The sequence below is a fragment of the Fulvivirga marina genome, from assembly GCF_016775155.1.
In the GTDB taxonomy this organism is placed as follows: Bacteria; Bacteroidota; Bacteroidia; order Cytophagales; family Cyclobacteriaceae; genus Fulvivirga; species Fulvivirga marina.
Genome location: NZ_JAEUGD010000043.1, coordinates 156,606 through 170,941 on the forward strand (window position 1 = coordinate 156,606; position 14,336 = coordinate 170,941).

General features: G+C 40.2%; 16 protein-coding genes and 1 tRNA gene. 8 read left to right on the forward strand and 9 right to left on the reverse strand.

Annotation, left to right across the window (positions count from 1 at the left end):
- Window positions 1–121 precede the first annotated feature (121 nt).
- Window positions 122–283 carry a hypothetical protein gene (locus JMN32_RS14340; protein WP_202857032.1) on the forward strand — a complete coding sequence of 54 codons (162 nt, stop codon included), beginning with the start codon at window positions 122–124 and terminating at the stop codon, window positions 281–283.
- Between the two features lie 3 nt (window positions 284–286).
- Here JMN32_RS14340 and JMN32_RS14345 read toward each other — a convergent pair whose 3' ends face one another.
- On the reverse strand, window positions 287–1,336 hold the full coding sequence (locus tag JMN32_RS14345) for an isoaspartyl peptidase/L-asparaginase family protein (protein ID WP_202857033.1): 1,050 nt from the start codon (window positions 1,334–1,336) through the stop codon (window positions 287–289).
- A gap of 160 nt (window positions 1,337–1,496) precedes the next feature.
- Between JMN32_RS14345 and JMN32_RS14350 the strand changes: the two genes are divergently transcribed.
- Genes JMN32_RS14350 through JMN32_RS14360 form a run of 3 tightly spaced genes read left to right on the forward strand, consistent with a single transcriptional unit; the run spans window position 1,497 to window position 3,318 of the window.
- Window positions 1,497–1,883: a TraR/DksA family transcriptional regulator gene (locus JMN32_RS14350; RefSeq protein WP_202857034.1), complete on the forward strand. Its 387-nt coding sequence runs from the start codon at window positions 1,497–1,499 to the stop codon at window positions 1,881–1,883.
- 3 nt (window positions 1,884–1,886) lie between these two features.
- Window positions 1,887–2,453, forward strand: a complete 567-nt coding sequence (gene scpB / locus JMN32_RS14355) for an SMC-Scp complex subunit ScpB (RefSeq protein ID WP_202857035.1) — start codon at window positions 1,887–1,889, stop codon at window positions 2,451–2,453.
- A gap of 46 nt (window positions 2,454–2,499) precedes the next feature.
- Window positions 2,500–3,318 (forward strand): pseudouridine synthase, encoded by an 819-nt coding sequence (locus JMN32_RS14360; protein ID WP_238354476.1) that lies wholly within the window; start codon window positions 2,500–2,502, stop codon window positions 3,316–3,318.
- 46 nt (window positions 3,319–3,364) lie between these two features.
- On the opposite strand, the gene JMN32_RS14365 is transcribed toward JMN32_RS14360, so the two are convergent.
- Window positions 3,365–4,753, reverse strand: coding sequence for a sensor histidine kinase (locus JMN32_RS14365; protein WP_202857036.1), 1,389 nt, complete (start codon window positions 4,751–4,753; stop codon window positions 3,365–3,367).
- 220 nt (window positions 4,754–4,973) lie between these two features.
- Window positions 4,974–5,046: transfer RNA gene (locus JMN32_RS14370), tRNA-Phe, on the reverse strand.
- Between the two features lie 83 nt (window positions 5,047–5,129).
- Here JMN32_RS14370 and JMN32_RS14375 point away from each other — a divergent pair.
- On the forward strand, window positions 5,130–6,467 hold the full coding sequence (locus JMN32_RS14375) for a (Fe-S)-binding protein (protein WP_202857037.1): 1,338 nt from the start codon (window positions 5,130–5,132) through the stop codon (window positions 6,465–6,467).
- A gap of 33 nt (window positions 6,468–6,500) precedes the next feature.
- Window positions 6,501–7,301: a (Fe-S)-binding protein gene (locus JMN32_RS14380; protein WP_202857038.1), complete on the forward strand. Its 801-nt coding sequence runs from the start codon at window positions 6,501–6,503 to the stop codon at window positions 7,299–7,301.
- Window positions 7,302–7,373: 72 nt separating this feature from the next.
- On the opposite strand, the gene JMN32_RS14385 is transcribed toward JMN32_RS14380, so the two are convergent.
- From JMN32_RS14385 to JMN32_RS14410, 6 genes are all read right to left on the reverse strand, one after another.
- Window positions 7,374–8,249: a hypothetical protein gene (locus JMN32_RS14385; protein WP_202857039.1), complete on the reverse strand. Its 876-nt coding sequence runs from the start codon at window positions 8,247–8,249 to the stop codon at window positions 7,374–7,376.
- A gap of 5 nt (window positions 8,250–8,254) precedes the next feature.
- On the reverse strand, window positions 8,255–8,704 hold the full coding sequence (locus JMN32_RS14390; RefSeq protein ID WP_202857040.1) for a DM13 domain-containing protein: 450 nt from the start codon (window positions 8,702–8,704) through the stop codon (window positions 8,255–8,257).
- Window positions 8,705–8,785: 81 nt separating this feature from the next.
- Window positions 8,786–9,646, reverse strand: coding sequence for a hypothetical protein (locus tag JMN32_RS14395; RefSeq protein WP_202857041.1), 861 nt, complete (start codon window positions 9,644–9,646; stop codon window positions 8,786–8,788).
- A 4-nt stretch (window positions 9,647–9,650) separates the two neighbouring features.
- Entirely contained in the window at window positions 9,651–10,307 is a 657-nt protein-coding gene (locus JMN32_RS14400; RefSeq protein ID WP_202857042.1) for a DM13 domain-containing protein, read from the reverse strand.
- Window positions 10,304–11,788, reverse strand: coding sequence for a sensor histidine kinase (locus tag JMN32_RS14405; protein ID WP_202857043.1), 1,485 nt, complete (start codon window positions 11,786–11,788; stop codon window positions 10,304–10,306). Before JMN32_RS14405 ends, JMN32_RS14400 begins: the two co-directional genes overlap by 4 nt.
- Window positions 11,778–12,503, reverse strand: coding sequence for a response regulator transcription factor (locus JMN32_RS14410; protein ID WP_202857044.1), 726 nt, complete (start codon window positions 12,501–12,503; stop codon window positions 11,778–11,780). The genes JMN32_RS14405 and JMN32_RS14410 overlap by 11 nt, the downstream gene beginning before the upstream one ends.
- 245 nt (window positions 12,504–12,748) lie before the next feature.
- Between JMN32_RS14410 and JMN32_RS14415 the strand changes: the two genes are divergently transcribed.
- Window positions 12,749–13,699, forward strand: a complete 951-nt coding sequence (locus JMN32_RS14415) for an aldo/keto reductase (RefSeq protein ID WP_202857045.1) — start codon at window positions 12,749–12,751, stop codon at window positions 13,697–13,699.
- Between the two features lie 115 nt (window positions 13,700–13,814).
- Window positions 13,815–14,300: a hypothetical protein gene (locus JMN32_RS14420; protein WP_202857046.1), complete on the forward strand. Its 486-nt coding sequence runs from the start codon at window positions 13,815–13,817 to the stop codon at window positions 14,298–14,300.
- Window positions 14,301–14,336 lie beyond the last annotated feature (36 nt).

A 14,336-nucleotide genomic window follows, 5' to 3' on the forward strand; every position in this document is an offset into this window, starting at 1 on the left:
CTAATTTTAAGATTACATTTAAATTTTCCTTTAAATTTTAAATTCAATTCTTAAATACAAACTTTAGTTAAAAAAAAATGCTTTATTTATAATACCTATAAACCTAAAACGTGCTATAGTTATGAATTGTGTTATTGACAAGTCAATCCTGTTTCATTTGAGGCAAGGGAAAAAGGCTGAAGTAATCCGAAGGTATATCAAAATGAAATACCGTGTTAATATGGATATTTCTGCTTTAAAGGAGCGAGTTAAAAATCTCAACTCTCAATTAGAGTTGACTTAGAACTTATTCCTTGTATATCTTAACTACGGGGTTATTCTCTTCACGGATATAACCCCTGTACATTCCTGATGTATTAAATGGCATAGCTATATTTCCCTGCCTGTCTAAAGCTATAACTCCACCTGATCCCCCTTTTTGAACAAGATGATTCATCACCACTTCATTAGCGGCGTCTTGAATGCTCAGACCTTTATACTTCATTAAGGCAGCTATATCATATGCTACTACGTTTCGGATAAAAAATTCACCATGTCCGGTTGCCGATACCCCGCAGGTGGCGTTGTCAGCGTAAGTTCCTGCGCCAATTACAGGCGAATCACCAATGCGGCCATATCGCTTGTTTGTCATGCCTCCTGTTGAAGTTCCTGCGGCTATATTGCCGTAAGAGTCTAGTGCTACACAACCCACAGTGCCAAATTTGTAATCGGGATATTTTTTGAGGAAGGCCGTGATATTTTCTTCTGCTTTTATCTGTTGCAGTTGCCTATAGCGATTTTCATCGTAGAAATATGAGGGGTCGACTATTTCCAGGCCTTGTTCTTTGGCAAATTGTTCAGCTCCTTTGCCTGCCATCATTACATGAGGTGATTTTTCCATAACAGCTCTTGCTGCCATAATAGGGCTTTTTACATTGGTTACCCCGGCTACAGCTCCAGCTTCACTAGTTTTGCCGTTCATGATAGAGGCATCCATCTCATTTTTGCCTTCATTGGTAAATACGGCTCCCCTACCTGCGTTGAACAATGGAGATTCTTCCAGTATTTGTATAGTGGTTGTAACGGCATCGAGGCTCGTGCCTCCGTTTTCAAGCACAGCATATCCACTGTTGAGAGCCTCCTCAAGTTTGGCAGTATATGCAGCTTCTTTTTCAGCACTCATGTTTTCTTTCTTTATGGTTCCTGCTCCTCCATGAATGACTAGTGTAATGGGGCCTGGCTGTTCTGTTTTTCCTATTTCTACTTCCTTGCCGATGACCTTTTCTTCCTTTTTGGGGGATTGACAAGCAATCGTGAAAAGTAAAAAAATGAAGATATAAGATTTAACAACTTTCATAAACTGAATAAATTTTTGTTGGTTTTATGGCACTATTTTAAACTAAATTTGTTTAGACCTGAAACAATTTATTCAATATAATCTTTTTTGTTTTGGGTTCCATAAACTATTTTTAGGCGGTTTTATTGGAACCGATGTATTTAACTTAAATTTTAGCATAATGAGTAACGAAGAAAAGACCAGGTATTCAGAGGCAGAGTTAAATGAGTTTGAAGAACTCATTATCGAAAAATTAGAGAAGGCCAAAAATGAGCTTAAAATATTAAAAGAAACCCTTAACAAAAGCAATGATGAGGGGACAGACTCTACTTCCGGGAATACAAAAGTGTTGGAGGATGGTGCTGATACAGCCGAGAAGGAAAACCTGAGTCAGTTGGCGGCGCGTCAACAGAAGTTTATTAACAACCTGGAAAGTGCCTTAGTAAGAATTAAAAATGGTACTTACGGTATCTGTTCTGTAACCGGCAAACTCATTTCTAAGGATCGTTTACGTGCAGTACCTCATACTACTCAATCTATTGAAGCTAAACTGAGTCAGCAGAGCTAATCCGTGGATTTTCTTCAGAATCATATAGAGGCATTAATATTCTGTTCGCCCAACCCCATAAAGGTAAAAGAACTTAAGGCTTGTCTCTCAGAGATGTTTGAGGCAGATGTGCCAGAGAAGGATATAGAAGAGGCTTTAAAAAGGCTGGAAGCAAAATTTGAGTCAGAAGAATTCTCTTTTGGGTTGAGTTCTTCCGGAGGGGGTTATCAATTTTTGACTAAGCCAGCTTACCAGGCCAGTATAGGTATTATGCTTAAACAGCAATCAAAGAGACGATTGTCAACATCTGCTTTGGAAACTCTTTCGATCATAGCTTATAAGCAGCCTGTAACAAAATCAGATGTTGAAAGCATACGTGGGGTAAACTGTGACTATGCGGTTCAAAAGCTTTTAGAAAAGGGCTTGTTGGAAATTAAAGGAAAATCAGAATCAATAGGAAGGCCGTTGCTATATGGTACTAGCGACTTCTTTATGGAGTACTTTGGTATAAATAGCCTCAACGAGTTGCCAACACCAAAGGATTTTACTCCTGCAGATGATAATTCAATTGGAGAGGAGTCAGAAAATTAACCTCTACATCAACTATTAAATCCAGTAGTGATACTGCGTTATTCTTATGAAAAAATCAGGAAAACCAGATAATAATCGTGGCAGGTCAGGAGGTAAGGCTAAAGCAATGCCGAAATCACGCTCTGCAAAAGCAGAGACTCCGAAGCAGAATGCAGCCAAAGAGACCCGATTAAATAAATATATTGCCAACGCCGGAGTTTGTTCACGACGCGAAGCAGATAAGCTCATTGTAGCCGGTGAGATCAAGGTTAACGGGCAGGTAATCACTGAACTCGGTTACAAAGTTGAACCTACTGACAAAGTTGTTTTTAAAGGTAGAAAGCTAAGTCCGGAGAAGCCTGTCTATGTACTTCTCAATAAACCCAAAGACTTTATTACCACCACTGACGACCCGGAAAATCGCAGGACTGTAATGGAGCTGGTGAAAAATGCTTGTGAAGAAAGAATTTACCCTGTAGGTAGACTTGACCGCAATACAACAGGCCTTTTACTTTTTACCAATGATGGTGAATTGGCCCGAAAACTAGCACACCCATCCCACAATGTGAAAAAGATCTATAAGGTCGAGCTGGATAAGAGTATAACCAAGGAAGACTTTGCAAAGATTGAGCAAGGACTTGAATTAGAGGATGGACTGGCTATGGTGGATGGCTTGGCTATTGTTGATAACAATAAAAAGACGCTCGGGATTGAAATTCATATTGGTAAAAACCGTATTGTAAGACGAATTTTTGAGCACCTTGGCTATGAGGTAATAAAATTAGATAGAGTAATGTATGGTCCTTTGGATAAACTTAACCTTCCGAGAGGTAAGTGGAGATTCTTGTCCGATAAGGAAATAGCGAAGCTTAAGAGACTCAATTAGGTTTTTGTAATGCCTGATTTGTCTATTTGAGTGCTTCACACTCATGTCAGGGTTCCAGATCAGGTATTACTACTTTAAAGGTTGATCCTACTCTGGGAGCTGATTCCAGCGTTATTGTTCCGTTGAGCTTTTTAACAGCTTCTTTTACAATAAACAGCCCCAAACCGGAGCCTTGTGAGTCGGTAGAAGCTCTGTAAAACATATCGAAAACTTTTGCCTGATCTTTAGGGTCAATACCGCTCCCATTGTCCGCTATAGTTATTCTTGCCATCCCGCCGGATTTATGAAAGCTTACTCTTATATATGGGTCAGCTTTGGAAAGGTCATGGTATTTGACAGAATTAGAAATGAGGTTGTTTAAAATAGTTACTAGCCTGTCTTTATCACCATTGAGCAGGTTTTTCTCATTAGGAATATAGTCCAGCCTGATGGCTGAAGCACCTTTGACAAACTTGATGGAACCAATTACATCGTCAAGTAATACATTAAAATTAAGTTTTGTTATATTCAGTGTCCTCTTGCTATTTTTTGAATAATTAAGAATGTCGTTAATAACCTCATCCAGTTTTTGGATTCGACCCTCTATCCTTTCAAATATCTCCAGGGTTTCCTGGTCTTTGCTTTGATGTTTTGCAAGATAAGTCAGGCCAAGTATTGAAGCTATTGGAGACCTTAGGTCATGAGAAGTGCTGTAAAAAAAACTGTCAAGATCAGCGTTGGCCTTTTTAAGGTCTCTCCGCTCGTTTTCTAATAACCAGATAACCATTCCCATGCCGATAAGAGCTTGTAGGAAAAAGTCAAGAAGACCTAAGTGTGTTATGTATGTGAATTCATATTCGATGCCTAAAAGAGGCAGAAGGCCTACGACAAAGTAATTGATTTGCTCAAGACCGAAAATTATAAATGCAACAGTTAGTAATTTTTTGCCAAGACCTTTAGAGGTGGATTTTGTGGTTATTATCCAGATTCCTGTCGCGAGAAAACCTATGCCAGTAATAATTGCTCTGATGCCCACTCTTGCAAAAAATCTTTCCTCAGAAGCATTTGCTCCATTCAGGAATACTATACTTGAGAGCACTGCTAGAGCAACAGTCAAAAGAAGAAAAAGATAAAGTTGTGATTTTTTAAACTTCTTTTCATTAATCAATTCCCATGTTCCTACAAATAACAATACGGTCTGGGTGTAAGCAGCACAGATGGATAGTACTGTTAATGAAACCCCAATCGGGTGATGTACTGGGTATACCCACATAAGCTGCAGTATGGCTGCCGCAGTAAGGAGGTATAGGGCGAAAGCCCACCAGCTGAAAGCCCAGATCTTAAGGTAGTGCTTGCGGTATACATTAAATGTATATAGGAATAAAAGTGCGAGTATGATGCACCAAACACCTTGCATCAGATGCTGCGAAAAAAGTCTTATAGAAATCTCAGGCAATGGGGAATGATTTTTTTTAAATTTCTTAAAAGGTAGTTACATGGGGCTGAGTTATCAAGAACTATTATAAATTAGCGGGAAAAATAGTATGCTTGCATACTATTTTTGGCATAAGTATTAATTTTAAGCCTATAATCTAAATTACCAAAAGAAACTCAACTGATGAAAAACGCTAATGATTTAAAACAAAAAAGTCCCGAATTTCTTCGGGACCTTGATGTGGTGCTGAGTGGGCTCGAACCACCGACTCACGGATTTTCAGTCCGATGCTCTACCAACTGAGCTACAGCACCGTTGTAATGAGGATGCAAAACTATATAATTTTGTAATTGATGCAAATAAAAACACTAAATTTATACAGATAAATTTACTTCGAATGGAATACATAGGACAAATAGCATTTGTAATCGTACTTGGAACAGCCATATTTGTGCTGTTTAAACGCATTAAACGCATAAAAAGTAATATTAACCTAGGTAAGGATGTAGATATAAAAAATAATACATCCGAGCGGTGGAAGAACACATTTTTAATTGCCTTTGGTCAAAAGAAAATGTTTAAGAGACCCATTCCAGCTTTTCTTCACCTGTTGATCTATGTAGGCTTTCTGGTCATCAACCTTGAGGTGCTGGAGTTTGTACTGGATGGGCTTTCTGGTCAACATCGTATTTTTGCTCCGTTTCTGGGAGGCATTTACCCGGTATTGATGAATATTTTTGAATTTCTGGCGGTAGCCGTGCTTTTCTCATGTACAGCTTTTCTGATTCGCAGGAATATTATTAAAGTCAAGCGATTTCATTCTCGTGAGATGACTTCTTGGCCAAAACTCGATGCAAACCTGATATTGGTTATTGAGATTGTACTTATGCTTGCTATTCTTACCATGAACGCAGCGGATCAATTATTGCAACAACTGAACCCTGAGCATTATACCGCAACTGGTTCATTGTTCTTTAGCTCTTTTCTAATTCCTTTGTTTGAAGGAATGAACACGACAAGCCTTATTTTTATTGAAAGGGCTGCATGGTGGTTTCATATAGTGGGCATTCTTGCTTTTGCAGTATACGTTACTTACTCTAAGCACTTACATATTTTCATGGCTTTTCCGAACACTTACTATAGCACACTTACACCTAAGGGGCAAATGAAAAACATGGATGCCGTAACTAACGAAGTAAACATGATGCTGGGGATACAGCCGGAAGGAGGTACACCACCGCCTGCACCGGAGGAAATAGGTAGGTTTGGTGCTAAAGACATCAATGATCTAACCTGGAAGAACTTGATGGACTCTTACGCCTGCACGGAGTGTGGCCGTTGTACTTCGGAGTGTCCTGCTAATCAGACCGGAAAACTGTTGTCGCCGAGAAAAATAATGATGGATACTCGCGACAGAGTGGAAGAAGTGGGTAAAAGCCTTGCCGGGGGAGGTAAAGGTCTTGAAGATGGAAAGACGCTACTCCATGATTTTATTACCAAAGAAGAGATCAATGCCTGTACAAGTTGCCAAGCGTGTGTTGAGGCTTGTCCGGTGAGTATTGACCCGCTGGATATCATATATCAACTTAAAAGATATGTGGCTATGGAAGAGTCGGGCTCCCCTGCGAGCTGGAATAGCATGTTCCAAAACATTGAAACCAATTTTGCTCCATGGAAATTTGCCCCTACCGATAGGTTTAAATGGGCCGATAATCTGAAAAAAGAAGAAGCGTAAAAGAATTGACTAATAAAAAGATATCTATAAGCTATGAGCGATAATACATATAATGTGCCTACCATGGCCGAAATGGCTGCAAAAGGAGAGTCTCCGGAAATATTGTTCTGGGTAGGCTGTGCTGGTTCTTATGACGACAGGTATAAAAACGTTACCCGCGCTTTTGTTAAAATATTAAATGTAGTTGGGGTTTCATTTGCAGTGCTTGGTCCTGAAGAAACTTGTACGGGCGATCCGGCAAGAAGAGCTGGCAATGAATTCCTCTTTCAAATGCAGGCCGTTTCAAATATTCAGGTATTGAACGGTTATAAAGTTAAAAAAGTAGTGACTGCTTGTCCGCATTGCTTTAATACATTAAAAAATGAGTATCCTGCATTAGGTGGAAATTATGAAGTAATTCATCACTCCACATTTTTACAGCAGTTGATCAATCAGGGAAAGGTTTCTTTGAAAGGAGGAGGAGAGTTTAAGGGAAGAAAGATCACCTATCATGATTCATGTTATCTTGGTAGAGCAAACAATATTTATGAGGCACCCCGAGAGGTGCTTGAGGCGCTTGATGCTGAGTTAGTAGAAATGAAGCGTTGCAAGACGAAAGGTTTTTGCTGTGGTGCAGGTGGCGGACAGATGTTTAAAGATGCAGAACCTGGTAATAAAGAAGTTAACGTTGAAAGAACTGAAGAGGCTTTGAGTACCGGTGCTGATACCATTGCGGTAGGTTGCCCCTTTTGCATGACTATGATGAGTGATGGTGTAAAAAATAAAGAGAAGGAAGCAGATGTGAAAGTGAAGGACTTGGCCGAACTTATTGCGGAAGGCTTGGGTGAGAAATAAAAGCTAATTAAAAGCCCGGGTTCAGTATCCGGGCTTAATCTTGAAAAGCTAAACAACAATTATTCTGTTCCTCTACTTTTTAAACTCATAAGCCAGTCCAAGCGAGATGATTCCTGAGCTATAGAGGTTAGCTCTTTCTATAATCAAATCCATATACCTAAAATAGCCAACGTTAAGGCTGATGGCATTGTAAACCTCAACTGCAGATTTAATCTCCAGAGCTGTAAACTCCGTACCTTCACCCCTTACAAAATCTACTGCTGCCCCACTTCCTAAAGACTTCTGGAAAGACAAGCCTCCAATGAGCCAAACTTTTGAGCCTATGATGATGCCAACTTCGGTACCACCCATTGCCTGGTGGGTGAAATCAACGCCTTCATATTGGGTTCTGTAATTAAATGTGGAATATACCGATGCATAGGCAGGGATAGGGTAAAATGAATGGGATGCGGCTGCCGTTAACCTAAAATTCCATTCACCATCACCAGCGGGTAAGTTAATCTGCTCAAAGCTATTTTCTTTATTTTGTGCATAGTTATTGGCCTTAGCTATTGGTATATCTGTAACCAGACTTACTGATATAGGTATCTTGCCCTGAAATATACCATACTTAAAGCCAATGGGGAGGTCGCCCAAAGCGGTAATTTTTTCAGTGGTTTGAAAGTACTGATGTTTGATCACGGGTCCATAACTAATTATTGTAAACCGATCGGTTATCCCATATTCTCCATAAAGCCCGGTAACAGACTGTACAAATTCAGAGGTCTTTAACTGTTCGCCGGAAAGGTTGAAATAGTTATCAGACTTGCCATGGTTTGTTTGTACTTTCAAATAGTACTCTCCTTTTTTACGGGTCCAGCCGCTTTGTGCCTGTACCGTTGAGAAACAAAGGAATGCTGCCCCCAATGCCAGGGACATGCATTTGCCTTTTATACTTCGACTGTTCATGGAAGTTAATTCAATTCAGCGTACCCGAAAGGGATATTTGCGGAACCGCACCATAGGATCACATGAGTGAACTTACTGGCTGCAGCTGGATCTAACATGAAGTAATTTTCACCAGTAGAGCTTACGGGGCCGATGAGCCTAAGATCAGGGTTGCCACTGCTAGGGTCAGCTTTATATTCGCTGGAAGTGGACAGGTAAACGGTTACCGTTCCGGTAGCAAGATTAGTAGAAAAGTCAGCAGCAAAATGCAAAAACTGGATGCCGTTTTCGTCAGTACCTAATTGGGCGGTACCTGTACTTCCCGTGTCATTCTGCTCAACAAAAATACCATTTTTTGCTGTCGTAAAGCTTCCCTGAGGCATGCTGGTATCAATTAGTATTTCTTCCGTATCGTCATTGCTACAAGCAATGCATAGCGTGATGGGTATGATTAGTATTCCGAGTTTTTTTAACATGGTTTTAAAATTTTCTGTTTAACATATTATCAAAAGTCGGCTTCAAGTATCACGGAATTATCACGAAAGCATAACGTAAGTCTAAAGCTTTAAAAAGGCGCCAACAGAGTAACTGGGATTGGCAAAAATTAGCTGCCCTGAAAAGGCAGTGCCATATGAGGCTGAAATTCCAAATGCTTTTGTGAAGTTAAAGGCGATCTCAGGAGAAAACGAAGTGTATTCCGTATTGTTTGCAAAAAGGCTTGTGCCAATAGCAATGAAGTTATCAGCCCCATTATCAAAAGACTTAACTCCAAAAAGTCTGGCTATGAGTGTTACCTTGCCTATAGTAATGCCTGCCTCTGCTCCATAACGGAACTCGTCGGAGTAGTCATTGGTGCGGTTGTTAATACCTGCCTTTAATGAAAAGAAAGGGTCAAATTCACCCATTTTAAATGCTTTGCTGACATCAATAGATATCATTTGGTTGAATTCACCATCTCCGGTTTGTAACGAACCATCTCTCCCACCATTGTCATTTCCGAGGGGTATGCCGAGGGTTAAGGTGGCGCTTACAACGATTGGCTTGTTAGTGATCAATCCATATTTTATACTTAAATCAGTATCACCCAAAGAATTTATGGCATCGCCCTCAGCAATGAGTTGCCCAGTTGTACCCGAAACTAGCTCATTTAATGTAGCCCGGCTAAAAAAAGGAAAATAGAGTATACCTGTTAGCCGGTCAGTAAAGCCATACTCGGCATAGATACTGGTATTGTATGTTCCTCTGGTGAGGTTTGGGTCAATCATACCCGTATTGGTGTAATGTTGGTCTGAAACTACCCACCACTGGCTGAGTTTAAGGAATATATCTCCCCTTGGCTGGGGCCAGCCCCCTCCCGCCGAAGCTTCCGTGCTGAACAATGCCAGGGCAATAGCAAAAGTAATTTTGAAGATCTTCATTTGTTTAAGGGTTTAGTTTGCCGTTACCTACAGGTACTACAAAAGGTTTGCAGTAAAATAATACTATGTTATACTGGAAAAGATCTGAGGTTGTACTTATTTCGTAGGACTGCGCACCACTGAATTTTGCAACTTTTGCCACCTCCAGAGCTCCATTAATTGTGTTAATATTGTTGGAGAGGTAGACATACAATCCGGGAAGTGCAGAAGTAGTGTTAAAGTTATCGGCAAATTCCAGGATAAGACCGTTTGCCCCCTTTTTGAGTATTACATCGCCAGAAAGTGGGTAAGAACTTACCGTTGATAATGATGCTGTTCGTTGTTCTACTTCTCCACTGGTTTCGTTGCTGGCAGTTATTTTCAGAGCGGCGCTAATACCCTCCGCAAGTACATTGAGTGTAACAGTACCGGTTTTAAGAGCTGTGGCCAGGCCTGTATTGTCAATCGAAATGATAGACTCATCGGACGAAGTCCATACAAAAACCACTTGCTCTTCCTTGCCGATATTGTTGAAGTACTTTGCCGAAAACTGATGCGTTTCCCCTACTTTTAATGATGTCAGAGGGCTTTCAATAACTATTTTCTCCTCCATTTCATCATCTATGATATCTGTTCCAATACAGCCAGTAAGGATTAATAGTATTGCAAATATTCTTTTCATGATTGAGCGGTTTGGTATTGTGGCAGTTGAAATGAGAAAGTAGTACCGTAATTGACTTTACTACTCAGATGAATCGTAGCATTATGAATTTCCAGAATTTTTTTAACAATGGCTAGTCCTAATCCCGTGTTGTTATTGTCCAGGCTGATACGCTTATCTCCAATATGATAACGGTCAAATATGAACGGGATCTGATCTTTGGGTATACCGGGACCGGAGTCAGAAACCCTGATTTCAACGTATTGATCACCCTGACCTACCTCTACTTCTATTTTTCCTCTTTCTGGGGTGAATTTTAGCGCGTTATCTATCAGGTTTTGTAACACCCGTTCTATTAACCCAACATCTGCAAGTACTAATGTATTGCTCTGGTGTTTGGAGGTTACTAACTCAATATTCTTCTGTCGGGCCAAAAGCTGGAATTTTTGACTGATATCGTTAATTAGCTCCTGTATAAAGAAAGGCTCTTTTTTAGGACTGACCTGCTTAGATTCAAGCTTCGAAAGTTCAAATAACTCATTCACCAGCTTTCTTAGCTTTTCGGTGCTTTCGAGTATGATTTTCAGGTACTTTTCACGGTCCTCTTCAGAAAGTGTTTTCCGTTTGATTATTAAGGTTTCAATGTAGCCATGTATAACCGCCAGAGGAGTGCGCAGATCATGCGAGACATTGCCAACAAGCTCCCTACGCAGGTTTTCCATGGATTTCAAATTTTCAATGTTACCTACAATGGTATCAGCCATTTCATTAAATGCCAGGGCCAGATCATGAATACCTCCTTCTGACCTAACAGGTATCCGGGCACTCATTTCACCATTTTGAAAGCGCTTGACACTTTGTATTATGCGGTTGATGTTACGGGTGATAAGCCAGATGACCAAAAGCCCAAGGATCAGTGCTACAAACAAAGTAGTAAAGATTGCTCTGCCGCCGAGGCGTAGAATATAACTGTTCCTCATATATGCTGATACGGAGTCATATTCTTCGCTTGCCAATACTACGTAAACATATCCCAGGATTTGATCATTCTCCTGTATTGGGGCTGCTGAGAAAACCTTGTGAATGCCGGGGTTTCTTGGGTCGTCACCAACAATGTACTTTTGGTCTTCAGAGCGGATGAATTGACGAACGGGAGTCAGGTCTACAGCATCCATTTTCACTTTTTTGTATGGGGCCACATACGACAATATTTTGCCTTTTGGATCAAGTATATATACTTCTATACTTGGGTTGATGGCCATCATATGATGCATGATGTCATGCGTTGCGCTTTCCGAAAGCTCTCCATTGATAAATGGCTTTACTTCAGTGATGATGTGCTCGGCAATACTTGCATTCAGTGCCTGATTTTTTTCCTGGACATACTTTTCAGCCAGCGTGGCGGTAATAAAAATATAAGAGAAGCCGACAATTAGCAAAAGTCCGACTAGGGTGAGGGAGATTTTCCAAAAAAAACCCAGGCTGGTATTTTTAATTTTCATTTTTAAACTGGTTTATTTCGGAAATCTCATCATTGAACCTGTAGCCTATTCCCCAGGTAGTAAGAATGTATTCGGGGTTGTTCAGGTTCTTTTCTACTTTGGCTCGAAGGCGATTGATGTGAGAGTTTACTGTGTGTTCATAGCCTTCAAATTCATACCCCCAAATGATACTTAGAAGGCGGTCACGTGAATAACTTTTGCCAGGGTTAGAGGCTAACAGGTAGAGCAGGTCAAATTCTTTTGGAGTAAGGTCAATTCTTTCTCCATCCCGTAGCACCTTCCTTTTGGATTGGTCTATCGTCAATGCTCCATGCTTGATTATTCGGGTGTCTTCTTTGGGCGTGTTAAGCATTTGTACCCTTCTAAAAATGGCCTTTACCCGAGCAATAAATTCCCTCACACTGAAGGGTTTGGTTAAATAATCATCTGCACCGGTCTCAAGTCCCAGTATTTTATCAATTTCTTCTGATCGTGCAGTCAGCATCAATATGGGCGTATCAATATCATTGGCTCGGAGGTCTCGGCAGATCTCTATACCGTCTTTATCTGGTAACATTAAGTCTAATATAATGAGGTCCAGAACTTCGGTTAGAGCCATTTGGTAACCTGTATTCCCATTTTGTGCCATTTTTAAATGGCAACCTAAATCGCTTAAATGGATTTCAAGTAAATCCTTTATATGAGCATCATCCTCTATAAGCAGTACCTTTTTCATGTATGATTATTTCCCTAGATCACAAGCCGGACTTATTCCTTAGTAAAGGTATATTTCAGTTATCACAAAAGTATCACGGCAGGGTTTAGTATAAATTTAGGGGGTTATAGGATGGGAAAAAGTCAGTTATTTGACGTTTTTATATTATCTGGCTTGTAGCAAGTAAATTATAGTAACAATGAAGCTGATATGGACGTTGAAAATACATTGGAGAACTAATGCCAACTAATTAAAAATATTGATCAATGAAGACACTTCAATTTAGAAATGGAGATAAAATGCCAGCTTTTGGCCTTGGTACCTGGAAATCACAACCAGGAGAAGTTTATGCTGCAGTAAAAGAGGCTATAAAAACTGGCTATAGACACATTGACTGTGCACCTATTTATGGAAACGAAAAGGAAGTCGGAGATGCATTGGTAGAATGCTTTGATGAGGGTATCGTTAAGCGTGAAGACTTGTGGATAACTTCGAAGCTATGGAATGATGCTCATGGCACTGAAGATGTTGAGCCAGCTTTAAAGAAAACCCTTGCTGATTTGCAGGTTGAATACCTTGATCTTTTTCTTATCCACTGGCCGGTGGCTCTAAAAAAGGGGGTGTCTATGGCTGAGAAAGCAAGTGATTTCTTTTCACTTAATGAGATTCCACTATCAGTAACCTGGAGAGCTATGGAAGCTGTGCAGGAAAAAGGTTTGACTACGCATATTGGTGTTTCAAATTTTAGTATTGATAAATTGAAGTCGCTCTCAGTAGAGTGTAAAATCAAGCCTGAAATGAACCAAATTGAGATGCATCCATATTTGCAACAGCAAGAGATGGTTGATTTTTGTAAAGAAGAAGGCATACTTCTCACAGCTTACTCTCCTCTTGGTTCTAAAGACCGGCCAGCTTTGCTTAAAGCTGATGATGAGCCCTTACTTCTTGAAGACCCTACGATTACAAGAATTGCACAAGACAATGGCATAACTCCTGCCCAGGTATTGATTGCCTGGTCACTAAGCCGAAATATAGCCGTAATCCCTAAGTCGGTAAGCCCAGACCGTATCAGACAGAACTACAAGGCAGCCGCTATTGAACTAGGTCCTCAAGAAATGGAGGAGATTGCTGAGCTTGATCGTGGGTTGCGTTATGTAACAGGTAATTTTTGGGTGGTTGACGAAGGTCCGTACACCCTGGAGAACCTTTGGGATTAAGGTCTCTGTTGCTCAAGCCAGGAGTTGAATATGGGTGCTTAAGGATGGTGTAAGCTGATTCCGTTTAGCAGAACTTAATCCGGGCTTTTGCCGTTTTTTTTCTAAATTTGTTATTATGCTAGTACCATTTGAAAACATGCCCGATGATGCCAGAGTATGGATATACCAGGCGAATCGAAAATTGGCAAATACCGAAGTAGTCAGTGTTAATGATGCAGGGGTAAATTTTTTTGAGGAATGGGCCGCTCATGGAGCTCCTCTGAAAAGCTCTTTTAAAATATTTCATAACCAATTTTTAGTGATCAGTGCTGATGAAAATTTTAACAAAGCCAGTGGTTGTTCTATTGACAGCTCAGTAGGCTTTGTGAAGCAAATAGAGCAGCAGTTAGGCATCAACTTTTTTGATCGCACTAAAATTGCCTTTATATTTAATGAAGAAGTATATCTTGAATCTCTCAGTAACTTAAAAACCAGTGTGGCGGAAGGAAAGATTGATGAAAGTACGCTTACTTTTAATAATCTAGTGTCCAATAAAAGTGAACTGGAAACTTCATGGATAGTTCCGGCCAAGTCTACATGGTTAGGTAGGTACTTCAGTTAAACTGCACGCCAACAACATAATATTTATACTCGTCGT

Excerpts from the sequence above, each read along its gene's own strand:
- JMN32_RS14360 (WP_238354476.1), top strand. The coding sequence starts at position 2,500 with ATGAAAAAATCAGGAAAACCAGATAATAATCGTGGCAGGTCAGGAGGT.
- JMN32_RS14340 (WP_202857032.1), top strand. The coding sequence starts at position 122 with ATGAATTGTGTTATTGACAAGTCAATCCTGTTTCATTTGAGGCAAGGG.
- JMN32_RS14380 (WP_202857038.1), top strand. The coding sequence starts at position 6,501 with ATGAGCGATAATACATATAATGTGCCTACCATGGCCGAAATGGCTGCA.
- JMN32_RS14420 (WP_202857046.1), top strand. The coding sequence starts at position 13,815 with ATGCTAGTACCATTTGAAAACATGCCCGATGATGCCAGAGTATGGATA.
- JMN32_RS14385 (WP_202857039.1), bottom strand. The coding sequence starts at position 8,249 with ATGAACAGTCGAAGTATAAAAGGCAAATGCATGTCCCTGGCATTGGGG.
- JMN32_RS14345 (WP_202857033.1), bottom strand. The coding sequence starts at position 1,336 with ATGAAAGTTGTTAAATCTTATATCTTCATTTTTTTACTTTTCACGATT.
- JMN32_RS14350 (WP_202857034.1), top strand. The coding sequence starts at position 1,497 with ATGAGTAACGAAGAAAAGACCAGGTATTCAGAGGCAGAGTTAAATGAG.
- JMN32_RS14410 (WP_202857044.1), bottom strand. The coding sequence starts at position 12,503 with ATGAAAAAGGTACTGCTTATAGAGGATGATGCTCATATAAAGGATTTA.
- JMN32_RS14375 (WP_202857037.1), top strand. The coding sequence starts at position 5,130 with ATGGAATACATAGGACAAATAGCATTTGTAATCGTACTTGGAACAGCC.
- JMN32_RS14400 (WP_202857042.1), bottom strand. The coding sequence starts at position 10,307 with ATGAAAAGAATATTTGCAATACTATTAATCCTTACTGGCTGTATTGGA.
- JMN32_RS14395 (WP_202857041.1), bottom strand. The coding sequence starts at position 9,646 with ATGAAGATCTTCAAAATTACTTTTGCTATTGCCCTGGCATTGTTCAGC.
- JMN32_RS14405 (WP_202857043.1), bottom strand. The coding sequence starts at position 11,788 with ATGAAAATTAAAAATACCAGCCTGGGTTTTTTTTGGAAAATCTCCCTC.
- JMN32_RS14415 (WP_202857045.1), top strand. The coding sequence starts at position 12,749 with ATGAAGACACTTCAATTTAGAAATGGAGATAAAATGCCAGCTTTTGGC.
- JMN32_RS14390 (WP_202857040.1), bottom strand. The coding sequence starts at position 8,704 with ATGTTAAAAAAACTCGGAATACTAATCATACCCATCACGCTATGCATT.